Raw genomic sequence first — 16,136 nt, 5'->3', positions numbered from 1 at the left:
AATTTTATATATAATAATCCGAAGAAAACAAGGGGTGGATTTCATGAGTATTTGTGAAAGTGTTTGAGAATTAAGGTTTTATTTAGCTAAAACGGTAAATCACCGAAAGCGGTGAAATTGATTAACTGCGTAAAAACACAGGGGAAAACGACCTCTTTTTGGCCCCTGAAATGATAGCTTGTTCTTAGTCACAATAAAGTGTCATTATTTGACAATAGAGTTGAAGTTAAAGTGTGTCTTTGAATATTATCTTTATAGCAATTAGACCAGTCCTTTAAACATCAGATGATAAAAAACAAATCAATTGGAATATTCCTGCTTTTTTTATTGATAAATACTGCGGCAATAGCACAACAAAACATCAATAAATACAATGTGCTTTTTAGCACGCCTTCTCAAAATGAAACGGGCAATGTGCCAATTGGAAATGGAAGTCTGGGCAGTAATGTGTGGGTGGAGGAAAATGGTGATCTGTTGTTTTACCTTTCGCGCAATGATGCTCATTCTGAATTGCAGCGGCTGTTAAAACTGGGACGAATACGAATTTCTTTTTCAGGTAATCCTTTTTCAACAGGGGCTGCTTATCGGCAGGTGCTCGATGTTAAAAATGGTATCTTAAATATTGATGCCGGAAAACCGGGAGAAAAAATCTCTCTGCAGATTTTCGTTCATGCCAACTCACCTGTAATGTATGTTAAAGGTCATAGTGAAAAACCGGTTACCGTAAATATCACACTTGAAAACTGGAGGAAAACCAGGCATGAGCTGAATGATGAAGAACTTGCGTCGACATGGGTTTACCGTACTGGTGTGCCAAAAGGAGCTGATAGGTGGGAGTCTCCTGATACTTTTTTGAAAAGAAAAGATGCAATAGTGTGGTATCACCGCAATGCTTACAGCTGTGTGCCTGTACATATTAAAGAGCAGTCGATGGACGAATACGGCAGTCTTATCAATGACCCATTGAAAAACAATACTTTCGGAGGATACATTCGGGCCAAAGGGTTTAAAAGTCTGTCTGATACCGTTCTGCAAGCCACAAAACCAGCTAATGATATTGATATCCGGATAGCTGGTTATACGCGTAAAACACCAGATGCCCTGACCTGGGAAAAAGAGATCGCTAAAGTGATTAATGATGCTCCGGCACCACTGCTTGCATCCGGGCATACTTCAAAATGGTGGAACCAATTCTGGAACCGCAGTTGGATTGAAATCACAGGAGATAAAAATGAGGAGCTGTCTAATTATACGCAAACCTATATCTTGTCCAAGTACCAATTGGCTTGTCAGATGCGGAATGATTTTCCCGTGAGGTTTCAAGGTGGGATTTTCAATGTTGATCCGAAATATGCTTATTATGCAACCGATGTCCGCCAAAAAAATTACTCTGCCGACTACCGGTTTTACGGTGTGAATTATTGGTGGCAGAATGTTAGGTTTTTATACCTTCCGCAATTTGCCCAGGGAAATTTTGACATGATGAAGCCTTTTTTTGATTTCTATTTTAACCAAAGGAAAACTTTTGAGTCGAGGGCCCAGAAATATTATAAGGCATCGGGAATATACATGCAGGAATGCATCACAACTTTTGGTTTGCCGGGAATGGGTGATTTCGGGTTGGGTGCAAAAGAATATTCAGAAAGTTATACTAAAGATATATGGCAACAAGGCCTGGAAATGTCTGTTATGATGCTGGATTATTATCATTATACGGGTGATCAGAAGTTTCTGCAGGAAAAGGCATTGCCATGGACTAGGAAGGCATTAGAGTTTTATAGCACCCGTTTTAAAAAGGACGAAAAGGGGAAAATACGGATTTTCCCAACACACGGTCTGGAAACCTACTGGGTTGATGTGGTAAATGATATGCCTTCCGTTGCGGGATTGCATTATGTTTTGCAGGAGCTTACAAAGTTGCCTAAGACGCTAACTACTGCAGATGATAAAAAGAACTGGAGTGCAATGCAGTCCGCCCTTCCTGATTTGCCAAAGAAACTGGATAAATCCGGTAACCTGATTGTTGACAATGCGGAGTCATACCGACCTGAAAGATCCAACTACGAAGCTCCTGATCTTTATTGTCTTTTTCCTTTTAGATTATATGGAATCAATAAGCCGAATATTAAAGAAGTGGAGAGGGCTTATTATAATATGCCAAACCCGGGAAGGGTATGCTGGTACCAGACCGGGATATTTTCTGCCCGGCTGGGTTTGGCTGATGAAGCGGCTAAAGATATTCAAGCAAGAAGCACTGCTTATTTGAAAGGTTTTCGTTTTAAAGGATATATGGATAGCCCGCATGACTGGAAACCGGATTACGATGGGGTTGGCAATATGATGAATACATTGCAGGAAATGCTGGTTCAGTGCGATGGGGATAAAATTTATCTATTCCCGGCATGGCCGAAGGAATGGGACGTGAATTTTAAAGTTCACGCTTTTAAAAACACCATTATTGAAGGTATTTATAAAAAAGGTAAACTGGAACAACTAAAGGTCTTTCCTGAAAGCCGCAGAAAGGACATAGAAGTGCTATTGCTTCAATCGAAGAATTAGACGCACGCCTGAGTCAGTTGTATCAGCTTTTGCCGGTTTATTTTCAAATACCAGTTTACACCATTTCAGTATCTTGTTATCCGGGTAACGCTTGATCTCCTTATTTAACCATTCGGTAGCTTTTGGCTTGCCGGAAAGCTTTTCCATAGCCGAAGCTGTGATGAGATGATTTGCGGCTATAAAGTTATTTACTGTGTTTTCAATTTTCGGTTTGAATTGAATGATCTTTTGCAGGGATGTCTCTGCTTCCTGGGTTTTTCCCGTACGCTGCTGACACAGATAAGTCATCCAGTCTTCTAATCGTTCATCGACATTTTCCTGGTAGGGTTTGCCAACACCCAGGTTCTGCGGCCACTTTCTTGCATCCTTGATAAAGATTAGTGCAGTGGTGTAATCTTTACTTTGCATTTTCTCCATTGCCTGCATCAGCTTTGCCTCACGGTACAATTCACGTCCGATGGTAGCACCTTCGAAGGGTAGGATATTAATTCCGGTCAGCAGTTCCGAGCATTCACTATAGCGCTTGTTGAGCAGTAATGTTTTTGCATACAACATACCCACAATGTAATTTTCAGAATTTGCCTTGTAGAAAGGTTCTATAACTTCCAGTGCATTTTGATTCTGGTTATGGCTGATATAATATTCGCTAAGCAGTTTATAATAACGCCAGTCGTTTTTATCGAGTTCTACAGCCTTTTTGAGGTCCGTCAGATCTGAAGTCCCGATTATCATAGCGGCCCTGGCAGCATAAAATGGTGCGAATTCCGGTTCATCTTCACATTGCATAAACAGTTTCTTGCTTTCATTTATGCGGTTTCTGTCTTTGTACAAAAGAGCGAGGTAGTATTTAGGTTTCCAGTTGTTGTTTTGTTGTTCGGCCCATAACAATACTTCCTCATCTTCAGAGCGGAATGGAAATACGAAGGCGGGTGTTGCATCGTTTGCTTTTTCTAAAAGCGAGGCAGCAGCTTTACCAGCTTTATTTTGTAAAAATGCCAGCCAGTAATTTACCAGAGCGTTGGCTGGTGCCAGCCGTAATACTTTTTCGCATTCCTCAAAACATCCTATCCTGTAGTAGTTAACTGCCAGTTCCAGATAAGTTTCGGTGGGCTGCTCATTGCGGATCATTGAACTGAACTTTGTTTGGTTTTCTTCTGAAGGCTGTGCGAGGTATTGCTCGAACCTTGCAAAATGATTAATTGGATCAAAAGAGAGAATGGTATCCAATACTTGTCTGGCATTAGATCTTTTATTTTGATAACGGTAGGCAATGGCTTTTACCTGTAGTGAACCAATATCAAACCGGTTAAAATCAATGGCCCTAGTAGCAAATTCAAGTGCTTTTGTCCAGTTTTTTTCTGCCAGGTGTAATTTGCTCAGTGCGCTATATGCCGGGTTTCTGTATTCCATAGATAAACTTGCGATATCAAAGCCGTCTTTGGCGTCAACCGTATTTTCCATCTGGGCATTGATCATGCCGTAATAGTAATTTGCTGCACCATCATTGGTGTCCATACTCAATGCCCTTTTTGCCAGCTCTAATGCCTCTTTGTATCTCATGTTGCGATACATTAATTCTGACATCTTTACCAATGCAGGCAGGAAATCAGGGTCTTTTTTGAGTGCAGCATTCAATTTCTCTTCTGCAGCCGCATACATTTTCTGAGCCATAAGTTCTTTGCCCTGAACGTAGAATCCATAAACTGAGTTCCAGTCAAGGTTTTTAGGAGATTCCAGTGGCCGGCTTAAGTTGTTGGCATCTGGTTTAGATTGGTAAATGAGCTTATTGCCACCCAGGGTAGCGATCAGATCTCCTTGTTTTACATCTGCTTTTATAGAATCGGCGAAAATTTTAAGTGGGGTTAGTTTGATCTTTTTGCTGTAAATCACTTTTGCACCCTGTTTCACTTCCAGTGTATCAGCAATCTTTTGAATCGGGTTGAAATAGATTTTCAACCATCCATTTTCATACTTTAGATTCAATGCGCCATATTCATTAGCTTGTACAAAGCCTTTAGTATTTAAAACCGGATACCAGTATTCTGTCCATGTATCAGTAGCGCCGGGTGAAAAGCTTTTGTGCTTAAAAGGTGTAAACGTGCTCTTATCTGCTGTTTGGTTGAATAATCTGCCGGATTGAATTTCTGAGTACTGACCATCTGTGTCAGTCAGGAGCTTCTCCCAGATCATCCCTTGCTCTGATAGGCCCCAGATCCAGATCTTTTTTCCTGCTTTATCATCATGGTTGGAATACCTTGCTATTCCAAAATCGTCATCATGCCAGTAAGCACCAAAGAAATCAGTGTATTTGCCAAACACATGGTAGGATTTGTATCCACCAAAATTGTTGTTCTCATAAAAAGAAATGTCCTTGCGGTTCTGCTTGTTTATTGGCCAGTCACTATGTTCGCCGTCATGTCCGAGGTAGTGTGTACCCGGATAAATGTATTCCAGATTTCCCGTTACTTTTATTCCTGTATTCATCCAGTGGTAATATGGCTGTTCAATAGCTGTGGAGTTGTACCAAAAGGATCTAGTAGTAAAGTAAGATTTATCTTTTGGTAAATTGACTTCCATGGTCCAGTTTGTGCGCGTTAAAAGGTCGAGAACACCAATAAAACAGCTCACACTGCCATCGTCATTTTTTCTGGTGATGTAATCTACAGGCGTTACAGAATTGGGCGTATGACCGATGATGCCATAATTGGGTTCAATTCCTCCGCTGGTCCAGGGTCCTCGCATGGCTATATCCCTGAATTTTACTACGTGATTATCATAAATGAAGGATCTGCCTGTTGATTTTTCAATGGCCGACCAGATCTTTCCGCCTATTTCTGGCAGTATGGTTAGTTTAATGTATTCATTTTCCAGCTCTATTACTTTCCATTCCTTTTGAACCGGTGTGTCTGTAAATCCGTCGTAACGGAAATAAGGGTAGATGTTGGTAAAAGAGGGGATGGGATTGGGGTCTGAAAAGGGGTAGGTCGTGAATACTTTATTGTATTCACGGATGCTTGTATTTTCCTGTCCATAGGCATTAACTATTGCTATACATATTGAAAATGTAATGAATATTATTTTTTTCATGATGAAGGATTTTAATGTTATGAAACAGTTAATCGAACATAAGGAAAAAAAATAAAATTAGGGAGCTTGTATCAGAAATGATGATGAGTTCTAGAGCAACTTTTCGTAACAAAAAAAGCGAAGGCCTGGTCGTTTGGCAAGTCCGATTTCTCCGCTGAATGTGTATCCAAGCTTTGGAAAAAGAGCCCTTGTTGCCAGGTTTTCGCTATTCGTATCTACTCTGAGAATGTTGATTCCCGAAGACCGGGCTACTGATTCTGCCTGTTCCATTAAAGCCCTGGCAATGCCCATTCCCTGACAATCCGGATCTACAGCTAAACGGTGCGTTACAACAGCTTTCTCATTGATATCCCAGCCTGCATCGGCATACTCTGGATTCTGGTCATTGGTGATCGCTGAGACGCCAACAACATTGCCTGCTATTTCAGATACCCATAACTGGCCAATTGCGATGTCTTCAGCAAATACTTCGGGATTGGGATAGTCGGCGCCCCATTGAAAATTTCCTGCAGCACGCATAAGTGGTATTACTTTGCTTACTAGTTGCATGATTGCTGATATGTCTTCTGTAGTGGCTAATCTTATTGTCATTCTGCAAAGATAACAGAATGAAGAAAACTAAAAAAACCGCATGATGAATGCGGTTTTTTTAGATTAACTTTTCCGGGGTGAATTTTTAACCTTATAAGAGTTCATTGGTAGATGTAGAGCCTTTACTTTGAAATAACGTTTAAATGACTGAGAACAGGAAGATGAGCGAATGTTTTTTTAAAAAAAATTAAGAATGATTGAAAATGAATAAGGTTTAGAAAACTGAACAAACTGAATTAATGAGATTAATTGGTAATGTTTTATTTTCGATTTCGAGAGCGTTAATAAAAAGCGGGATGTTCATAATAGGGTGATGCCCGCTTTATTATTAGAGGGATATTGTAATATATCTAATACAACAGTCAGCAATTTTAAACCATTGTGTGATTTTATGATCTTATCACAAATCATAAAACTAAACTGGAAATGAGAAGATTACTATTGATCTTAATGTTGCTGCAAGTCTGTACGCAAGGTTTTACGCAGAAATTTGATGCCAGGCGCCTGGAAAATGAGGTTAAACAAACCGGTCAAAAAGCATTTGCATCTGCTGTTTTAATAAAGCCATACGATACACTTTCAAAACGGGTCTTAAGTGGCATGTTTAGTGGGGTGGTAGTCGACGCAGAGGGTTATATTTTATCAGCAGCCCATGCAGTAAGGCCTGATAGAATCTATCAGATCTATTTTCCGGATGGCAAGACATTTTTAGCTAAGGGACTAGGCAGAATTCCTGCCAACGACGCAGCAGTCTTAAAGATTATTGAAAAAGGGGTATGGCCATTTGCAGAGATGGGGTGGTCCGGTTCTTTAAAAAAATATGAACCTTGTATAAGTATCGCATATCCGGGTAGTCTGCCTCAATTGAAACCTACATTACGTTTTGGATATGTGGTCGACAAGAATGCAAAAAATGGTTTTATTCAGACCACTTGTTTGATGGAGCCCGGAGATTCCGGAGGTCCTGTGTTCGATTTACAGGGAAGAGTGATTGGACTCCACAGTCAGATCGAATTGGGGTTGGATGGGAACTTTGAAATTGCAGTAGATCTTTACAGAAAGTATTGGAAAGCGCTGACAGTTGCTAAAAGTTATTCAGAATTGCCCTCTGCCGACAGTTTGACTGCAGATCCAATGGCAGGTAAATTAAATTCAATAAGTGGGTTGGAAAATATGAACGACAATTTTTCTAAGCTGGAATATGTTATGGAACGCAGTAGTTTCACCGTGAAAAGTCAGCTTGACGGTAAAGAAATTACGGTTTTGGGAACGGTGTTTAATGCTGAACATTTTGCAGATAAGAGCGTGACCAGGGATAAAAGTTTTTTAGTAAGTAAAAGTTCAATGGTAGGCGACACACCTTTGGTTGTGATAAAAGCTGACAAAATAATTTCGGCCAGGATCATAAAACGGGACGAAGCAAATGACCTGGTTCTTTTGGAGATCAATGGCAAAATTAAAAATGGAGTTGATTTAAACGCAAAAAAAGACAGCATTGGTTTTAATGAAATAGGAAGATTTTTAATTTCTCCACATCCTGACAATTCCGGTCAGATTAGTGTATTGGGAAACACTGGCGTTAACATAAAAAGTGTTCCGAATTCAGGTTTTTTAGGGGTTACAACAGAATTAAAAGATGGCCAGATCGTGCTTACTACACTTCAACGCAGGAGTCCGGCAAGTTTGGCAATGTTGCGGGTCGGTGATCAGTTGTTGAGTGTTAACGGCAAAAGTATCCAGGATCCTGAAGACCTTGTGAATGAAATTCAGAAATTTAAACCCCAGCAAAAGGTTAAATTGCAAATTAAGAGGGGTGAAGAAGAGTTCATAAAGGACATTACACTGGCATCCCGGTTAAATGTAAGAACACATATCGCCGATCAGTTTACTGATGGTAAGAGTGACAGAAGATTTGGTTTTGACAAGGTGTTTGTACATGACAGTAAGTTAAAACCATCTGAGTGTGGTGGACCAGTATTTGATATGGATGGTATCTTTTATGGCGTAAATATTGCCAGATTTAGCAGAACCAGCAGCATTGCAGTGCCGACAAACATCGTTGCAGATTTTGTAAAACGCAGTTTAAAAACAGGCGATGCCAAAACCCAGATTAGCGAGCTCTGAGGCTTTATAAATTTAAATCAAACTTTCGATAGCCGGTATTTGTTGACTTATCCAAATATATAATGGGAATAACTCAAAAATGCTGATTATGAAAAACAGGAAATTGATCGAGGCTTTTTTCAGACAAAAATCTGATGGAATAGCACCAGTTGTTGCTTTAATTACAGGGCTTGCTGTTGGCGCTGTTCTCGGTGTGTTGTTTGCACCTGCAAGCGGTAAAGACGCACGTGATAAAATATGTGATGCAGCACTACGTTTTAGAGGCAGTGTTTCAGTTGAAGAAGAAGTTGTTGAGAACGATTTACGTCCTCCTGTCGCGCATAAAAAGCCTAAGTCGGATATCAAATCCATCATCCATGACGCGCATGTAGCGCATACCGAGCAGGGCCTGAGCTAGACGGTTGGAAAAGACAATCATGCGGAGCCAATTAGCAGTGAGATTACATTTTTTAAAGCAGGATTGCGATTCGACTCTTTCCAGATTACAGATAGTTCTGTTCGCTGAGGAATGTCTTTTAACTCGATAAACTTTATACGAAGATTGTATCCGTGTTGTAAAGAAGTAGGGACGATGGCTACCCCAAGTCCCTGCTCTACCAATTTAAATATGGTCAGTGCGCTTACTGATTTATGAAAAACTTTTGGTCTGAAACCTTTGTCTTCACAAATACCCATAATCAGATCATAATATTGCGGGCTATCTTCACTCGAAAAAAAGATGAAAGATTCCGCACTGAGTTGCCGGATGTTTTGAAAATTGGATGTATTGATAGGATGATTTTCAGGAAGCACCAAAGAAAATGAATCCTGAAATACCCGATGTTGAGCAATTCCATTGGGTACCCGTGGCAATCTTACAAAACCCAGATCCAACTTGTCCTTTTCTATGAATTCCAGCTGCAATTTATTAGGCATTTCTTCCAGAAGCGTCTGGATGCCCGGGTAATCTTTATTTAGCCTCAAAATCAATTCAGGGATCACATTTTGCGCAGCTGAACCGAGAAAACCAATTCGGAGTTCCGTTTCCTTACCCGCTCCGATATTTTCGAGGTGTTTTTTAATGGTGTCCAAATGGTTGAAGATAAAATCAACTTCTTCTTTCAGGTAAATCCCTGCTGTCGTTAGCTCTACTTTTCTTTTTGTACGGTCAAACAAAGGGACTTTAAAGATTTCTTCCATTTGCTGGATTTGCCTGGTCAGCCCCGGCTGCGAAATGAAGAGTTTTTCTGCGGCCAGGCGAAATTTAAGTTCTTCCGCAAGAACCTTAAAATATTTGAGGTGGCGAAGTTCTATTTGATAACTCATGGTTATTGATTGATGATCTAAATGGTATTTATAATTATCAAAAGTATGAATTACATTTGTTTGAATCATATTAAAAATAGCAGCGTGAATAAGATTTTTAAATACGGAGCCGATGTGCTTACAGTAAGCAAAGCTTTGGCAATCAGCAGAGGAACGACAAAAGGGATATTGAGTGAAGAGACCCGGGAAAATGTACGTAAAAGCAGTGCCATTGTGGACAAGATTTCACTTTCGGATAAAGCAGTGTATGGTATTAATACTGGTTTCGGGCCATTGTGTACCTCCATGATATCTACTGAAGACACCAAAAAGCTACAGGAGAACATCCTTAAAAGTCATGCTGTGGGAATTGGAGAACCCGTTGCGGAAGAAATATCAAAGCTGATGCTCGTATTAAAAATACAGGCCCTGGCTCAGGGATATTCTGGTATCCAGGAAGCCACTTTAGATCGTATGATCTGGTATTTGGAAAATGATGTTATTCCTGTTGTTCCAAAACAAGGGTCTGTAGGTGCGTCAGGTGATCTTGCACCATTATCTCATCTTTTTCTTCCACTTATTGGTCTGGGGAAAGTGCATCACAAAGGGGAGATTAAAGAAGCTGGTATGCTTTTAAGTACTTATGATTTGAAGCCTATAGCTTTAGGTGCCAAAGAAGGACTGGCATTGATCAACGGAACACAATTTATAGCTGCACATGCAGTAAAAGTGGTAGAACGTTTTCATAACTTACTCGCTACCGCCGATCTTACTGCAGCGATGATGTTGGAAGGATTGCTGGGGTCAGCAAAGCCTTTTGAACAAAAACTACATTTACTCAGACCTTATAAAGGTAACCAGCATGTTGCTGCTCATATCCGTAGCCTGCTTGCAGATTCTCAGATTGTTGTTTCTCACGCCAATTGTTCACGGGTACAGGATCCTTATTCTTTGCGCTGTATCCCTCAGGTTCATGGCGCTTCGCGAAATGCCTGGCTGCATTTGAAAGAAATGCTTGAAATAGAAATTAATGCTGTAACAGACAATCCGGTAATTTTTAGTGAAGACTTTACGGTAAGCGGAGGTAATTTTCATGGGCAACCGATGGCCATGCCATTAGACTATGCCTGCCTTGCCGCCTCCGAAATTGGAAATATATCTGACAGGAGAATTTATCTTTCTCTTGAAGGGACTACACCTGGGGTACCCAAATTATTGATGAAGGAAACCGGCTTAAACTCTGGCTTTATGATTCTTCAATATACCTCAGCTGCTTTGGCCAGTGAAAATAAGGGACTTTGTTTTCCGGCAAGCGCCGACAGCATCCCAACCTCTCTGGGGCAGGAAGATCATGTAAGTATGGGGTCCATTAGCGGACGTAAAGCCTTACAGGTAATTGAAAATGTAGAAAAAATATTGGGAATAGAATTGTTCTGTGCCGCCCAGGCGATGGATTTTCATGCCCCATTGAAATCAGGAAAAATAATCAATGCCATACATGAAGCTGTCCGCAAAAAAGTGAAGCACCTGGAGCAGGATCAAATTATGTACGATGTGATGGAGGCTACTATTGATATGGTGAAAAATGGAGAGCTGCTACAAATTGCAAAAGCAACAGCTGCCGCCGAAAACCTAAATTACACCACTGAATTTAGTACTTACTTTGAGGAGTTTTAATGTCGGGACTAATGAATTTTAAAGAACAAATCTTACAGGGAATTCCAGAGGTTTTGCCTGCAAAAAAAACATACGATACAAATATCAATCATGCGCCGGTTCGTAAAGATATTTTAACTTCGGATGAAAAGAAGCTGAGTTTGCGTAATGCGCTTAGGTATTTTCCGCAGGAGTGGCATGAAGAGCTCGCACAGGAATTTTTAGAAGAGCTGAAGACTTATGGCCGTATTTATATGTACCGTTTTAAGCCGGATTATTCAATGTATGCCCGTCCGGTTCATGAATATCCCTTTAATAGTTTACATGCGGGTTGTATCATGCTCATGATCCAGAATAATCTGGATCCCAAGGTAGCCCAGCACCCGGACGAACTCATTACTTATGGCGGAAATGGTGGTGTGTTTCAAAACTGGGCTCAGTACCTGCTTACAATGCAGTATCTGGCCACGATGACGGACGAACAAACTTTAAATGTATATAGCGGCCATCCGCAAGGCCTGTTTCCATCTTCCAGGAATGCTCCCCGTGTAGTGGTCAGCAACGGAATGATGATTCCTAATTATTCTAAACCAGATGATTTAGAGCGATTTAGTGCGTTGGGTGTAACTCAATATGGACAAATGACTGCTGGTTCCTATATGTATATCGGCCCGCAGGGAATTGTACATGGTACAGCGATTACCCTAATGAATGCATTCAGGAAAAAATTGCAGCCTGGTGAAACACCTGCCGGCAGAATATTTCTAACAGCAGGGCTGGGTGGGATGAGTGGAGCACAGCCTAAGGCAGGAAACATTACCGGTTGCATTACTGTATGTGCTGAAATTAATCCAGATGCAGCCAGAAAGAGAAAAGAACAAGGTTGGGTAGACGAACTGATTGACAATTCGGATGTACTGGTGCAACGCGTTCTTCAAGCAATAGCAGCAAAAGAAACAATATCCCTGGCTTACATAGGTAATGTGGTAGAAGTATGGGAACGCTTCCATAAAGAAAACGTTAATATTGAAATTGGTTCCGATCAAACTTCCCTGCACAATCCATGGTCGGGAGGATATTATCCTGTAGGTCTGAGTTATGAAGAGGCCAATCAAATGATGGCTGAAGAACCAGAGCAATTTAAAGTTAAGGTTCAGGAATCTTTGAGAAGACATGCGGCATCTATCAATGCTCATGTAGCTAAAGGGACGTATTTTTTTGATTATGGGAATGCCTTTTTACTGGAATGCGGCAGAGCAGGTGCTGATGTGATGGCCATCAATGGGAAAGATTTTAAATATTCATCTTATGTACAGGATATCCTGGGGCCAATGTGTTTTGACTATGGTTTTGGTCCTTTTAGATGGGTATGTACTTCCGGAGATGAAAAAGACTTAAGCCTAACAGACCAACTGGCACTGGAAGTAATGGAGCACATAAAGGAAGAAGCTCCATGCGAAATTCAGCAGCAGCTGCAGGATAACATCACCTGGATTAAGGAAGCTGCACAGAATAAACTGGTAGTAGGCTCACAAGCCAGGATTTTATATGCAGATGCAGAAGGCAGGGAAAAAATAGCAGCAAGATTCAATGATGCAGTGAATAGTGGGCAATTATCAGCGCCGGTTGTATTGGGGCGAGACCATCACGATGTAAGTGGTACTGATTCTCCTTTTAGAGAAACAAGTAATATCTACGATGGGAGTAGCTTCACTGCAGATATGGCCATACAAAACGTGATTGGTGATAGTTTTAGAGGTGCTTCCTGGGTTTCTATCCACAATGGAGGTGGTGTAGGCTGGGGGGAAGTCATCAATGGTGGTTTTGGAATGGTATTAGACGGTACGAAAGAAGCTGATCAAAAACTTAAAAACATGTTGTTTTACGATGTGAACAATGGTATTGCCAGACGCAGCTGGGCGCGGAATATTGAAGCAAATTTTGCGATCAAGAGGGAAATGGAGCGAACGCCAAGCCTGAAAGTCACTTTGCCAGTTCTTGTAAATGACGATTTATTAAATGGCTTATTTTAGAGAGAACTCAGCTTGGAGCAGGATAGTTAAAATTCATTATTTACGCGGAAATGTCTTCCTCCAAACCTGGATAAGTTGTAATTTAAGTTTAGTGAAAAGATCCGGGTCTGTTGTTTATTACGGCTGTCAATAATCGTATTTCCTGAAACCATACGTGAGATATTATTGCCCTGTCCAAGAAGGTCATTGCCGCTTACAGTTAAACTCAGGTTTTTGTCTTTGAGGAAGTTTTTTCCAAGGGTTGTGTTGATGATAAAAGGATTCGAGTTCGCTAAAGCATAACCGTAATTGAGCCTTTTTGAAGTATTCAGATTAATGAAATAAGATTTGAATATCGTTAGCCGGCCAGACAAATTCATATTGATATTGCTAATATCCCGGATAGCCTGATCACCGGTTGGATCACTATGACTGGTGTTGTAATTAATCCCGGTATTCAATGTCAGATTTTTTAGTCTTAAGCTGCCATTAACAGAGGTGTTGAGGGTGATCGTTTTAAAAAAAGCAGGGGCACTGATCTGACCGATGCCTATAGGCTGATATTCAGAAAACCGGTATAGTGAACTGGCATTGTTGTTATTGGTTATGGTATAGCCGGCCTGTGTGTTCAAAGTGATTTTTTTGGTTGTCATGCTTCCTGCTAACCGCTGTGAGAAATTAATGCCTTTGCCAAAAACTTTGTTATTATTAAAGATGACTGCTCGATTCGAAAATCCCATTGAACCTGAATAGCTGACCGAATACTTGTTACTTTTAATCGGGACATGAAAGTTGTAATTGCCGCTAATCTGGTAATTCCCATCTACATTTTCGTAGCGTGTGATCTGTTTTAAGCTATTTAAGGTGTCGGGTACTAAAATTACATGATCTACAATCTCTCTTTGTGTAGCAGAGGCATTTATACCGACTTGTAAAGACCTGCCGGATTTGATGTGGGAATAATTGAAGCTTCCATTCATATTATGACTGAAGGAGGGCTTTAAGTCTGGATTGCCCACTATTATGTTTTGCAAACTTTGTGTATTTCTAATGGGTTGCAATTGCTGAATCGTCGGGTTATTATTAGACCCCTGGTAACTGATAGAAAGTGTTTTTCCTTTAGCTATCGTTCTGCCATAATTTAGGTTTGGCGAGTAGTTAAATGTATTGTTTTTTATTGTCCTTGTCAGCCTTAGGTCACGGTTAGTCATCATGTTAGGTCTCGCGTTGAAACCGAAGCTATACCGGTTCTTACTTGACCCATAGTTATAGTTGATGCCCAATGTCTGATTGAATGAAATGGTGTTGAAGGAAGTGCTTAGGGAATCTACAAAAGAAACTTCATTGGTCTTATTGTCGAAGACAAATGTAGACACTTCGTTCATAGACTGACTAACTGCTCCATTGTAGGAGAAATTAATGCTTTGTCGTCCAAGAGTATCTTTAGGTTTTTTCAATGCAATGCTGTAGTTAAAGCCAAAGTTCAAATTCTGGTTGTTGGATCTGCTATTCAAATCTCTGGTCAGAAGTGAATCTTTTAGGAATGCACCCGTATTCTTATCGTAATAAATTGTGTTTGTGCTGATGTTCTGATCCCTGCTATTCCCCGATAGTCCAAAGGAAGCTTTTGCTGAAAAAGAGTTCTTTTGATTCTTGAGTTTTTTTGATATTGAAAAGCTGGCGTTAACGTTTGGAGCGGAGCCATTTGAACGGTTGCTATTTTTCAGGTCTTGACGGATGAGACCATATTGATTGCTAAAAGATAAATTTTGATTGTCTGAATGGTTATAACCACCCATTACATATCCCTGAATGAAAAGCTTTTTGTTGTTATAATTTATATTCCAATTGATGTTGTGGTTGCTTCCGCCGTTTTCACCTTCGCGCTTGGAACTGTTGGTGAAGTTACCTTCAGGATTTATTGTCTCTGTGATTTGTTCATTTGAAAAAGCATTTGTATTGTTATTAAAACTATAAGAAAAGCCACTTTGTCCATTTTTGCCCATCTTGTCATTATGACTCAGTCCTATACCCAGAGATCTGCTGGTTCCGGCTCCGTTATTTGAGGTGCTGAGGTTTGCATCTGCGGAGCTTTGCCTGGTATCGTTCCATAAATTTATGCGGCCATTGCTGCCGATCATGTCATTGGTTCCTGCGTTGCTGGAGACGTTTCCAAATACACCTTTGTTCATGCCAGGCTTTGTAACAATGTTCAGCATTTTTATTGGTTCACCTATTTTGATGCCTGTAAAATTTGCCTCGTCGCCAAAATCGTCTATTACCTGAATCTTGGAAACAATACCTGCCGGGAGTCGTCCGATAAAATCTTTAACATTATTAGTGAAAAAATCCTTGCCGTTTATGCGAAGCTTGACCATGTCTTTGCCCATGGTTTTTACGTTGTAATTTTCGTCTATCTCCATGCCCGGAAACTGCTTCATCAGATCGGCAACATTATCACCCTCATTGACCTGAAATGCGGCGGCATTAAATTCAACTGTATCCTGCATGATCCTGACCGGATTAGGCTTGCCTTTGATCACAACTTCTTTGAGCATTTGACTGGACATTTTTAGCGTAAAAACTTCCAATCGCTTATGCTTTTCTTTTTCAGCAAAAGTATACTCAGCTTTCAGTCCATGATAACCCAACATGGAGACCTGTACAGAAAATTTGTCAGCATTGATTTTTGACATACTGAAATTTCCGTCATCATCGGTCTGCGTCGTCAACGTATCTTTACCAGTGATAATCATGACTTTAACACCAGGAATTGCAGTTTTTGTAGAGTCCATCACGGAACCAGAAACCTTGCGGTTAGTC

Annotated in this window: 9 protein-coding genes; 5 read left to right on the top strand and 4 right to left on the bottom strand. The window is 40.5% G+C overall.

From position 1 onward, the window contains the following. Positions 1-285 precede the first annotated feature (285 nt). Positions 286-2,559 (top strand): DUF5703 domain-containing protein, encoded by a 2,274-nt coding sequence (locus FA047_RS12930; protein ID WP_136836480.1) that lies wholly within the window; start codon positions 286-288, stop codon positions 2,557-2,559. Here the strand turns inward: FA047_RS12930 and FA047_RS12925 are convergent. Then, the gene (locus FA047_RS12925) at positions 2,536-5,646 is read right to left on the bottom strand and encodes a DUF5107 domain-containing protein (protein WP_136836479.1); all 3,111 of its coding nucleotides are present in this window, start codon (positions 5,644-5,646) and stop codon (positions 2,536-2,538) included. The genes FA047_RS12930 and FA047_RS12925 overlap by 24 nt on opposite strands. Before the next feature lie 90 nt (positions 5,647-5,736). Continuing rightward, positions 5,737-6,237 carry a GNAT family N-acetyltransferase gene (locus FA047_RS12920; protein WP_136836478.1) on the bottom strand — a complete coding sequence of 167 codons (501 nt, stop codon included), beginning with the start codon at positions 6,235-6,237 and terminating at the stop codon, positions 5,737-5,739. Positions 6,238-6,663: 426 nt separating this feature from the next. On the opposite strand from FA047_RS12920, the gene FA047_RS12915 reads away from it, so the two are divergent. After that, complete coding sequence (locus FA047_RS12915; protein ID WP_136836477.1) at positions 6,664-8,361, top strand: S1C family serine protease; 1,698 nt, start codon at positions 6,664-6,666, stop codon at positions 8,359-8,361. Positions 8,362-8,449: 88 nt separating this feature from the next. Next, the gene (locus tag FA047_RS12910) at positions 8,450-8,758 is read left to right on the top strand and encodes a YtxH domain-containing protein (RefSeq protein WP_136836476.1); all 309 of its coding nucleotides are present in this window, start codon (positions 8,450-8,452) and stop codon (positions 8,756-8,758) included. A gap of 17 nt (positions 8,759-8,775) precedes the next feature. Here the strand turns inward: FA047_RS12910 and FA047_RS12905 are convergent, their stop codons facing one another. After that, positions 8,776-9,666: a LysR family transcriptional regulator gene (locus FA047_RS12905; RefSeq protein WP_136836475.1), complete on the bottom strand. Its 891-nt coding sequence runs from the start codon at positions 9,664-9,666 to the stop codon at positions 8,776-8,778. Between the two features lie 84 nt (positions 9,667-9,750). On the opposite strand from FA047_RS12905, the gene hutH reads away from it, so the two are divergent. Together hutH and FA047_RS12895 are read left to right on the top strand one after the other, a co-directional pair. Further along, positions 9,751-11,322, top strand: coding sequence for a histidine ammonia-lyase (gene hutH / locus FA047_RS12900; protein WP_225872723.1), 1,572 nt, complete (start codon positions 9,751-9,753; stop codon positions 11,320-11,322). Positions 11,323-11,333: 11 nt separating this feature from the next. Further along, a complete protein-coding gene (locus tag FA047_RS12895) occupies positions 11,334-13,334 on the top strand; it encodes a urocanate hydratase (protein ID WP_136836473.1) in 2,001 nt (666 codons plus the stop codon). Positions 13,335-13,360: 26 nt separating this feature from the next. On the opposite strand, the gene FA047_RS12890 is transcribed toward FA047_RS12895, so the two are convergent. Next, on the bottom strand, positions 13,361-16,111 hold the full coding sequence (locus FA047_RS12890) for an outer membrane beta-barrel protein (protein ID WP_262709993.1): 2,751 nt from the start codon (positions 16,109-16,111) through the stop codon (positions 13,361-13,363). Positions 16,112-16,136 lie beyond the last annotated feature (25 nt).

This window comes from Pedobacter frigoris (genome assembly GCF_005116445.1).
Lineage (GTDB): Bacteria > Bacteroidota > Bacteroidia > Sphingobacteriales > Sphingobacteriaceae > Pedobacter > Pedobacter frigoris.
The sequence above is the reverse complement of the archived record's forward strand: the minus strand, read 5'-3'. Positions and strand labels throughout refer to the sequence as shown.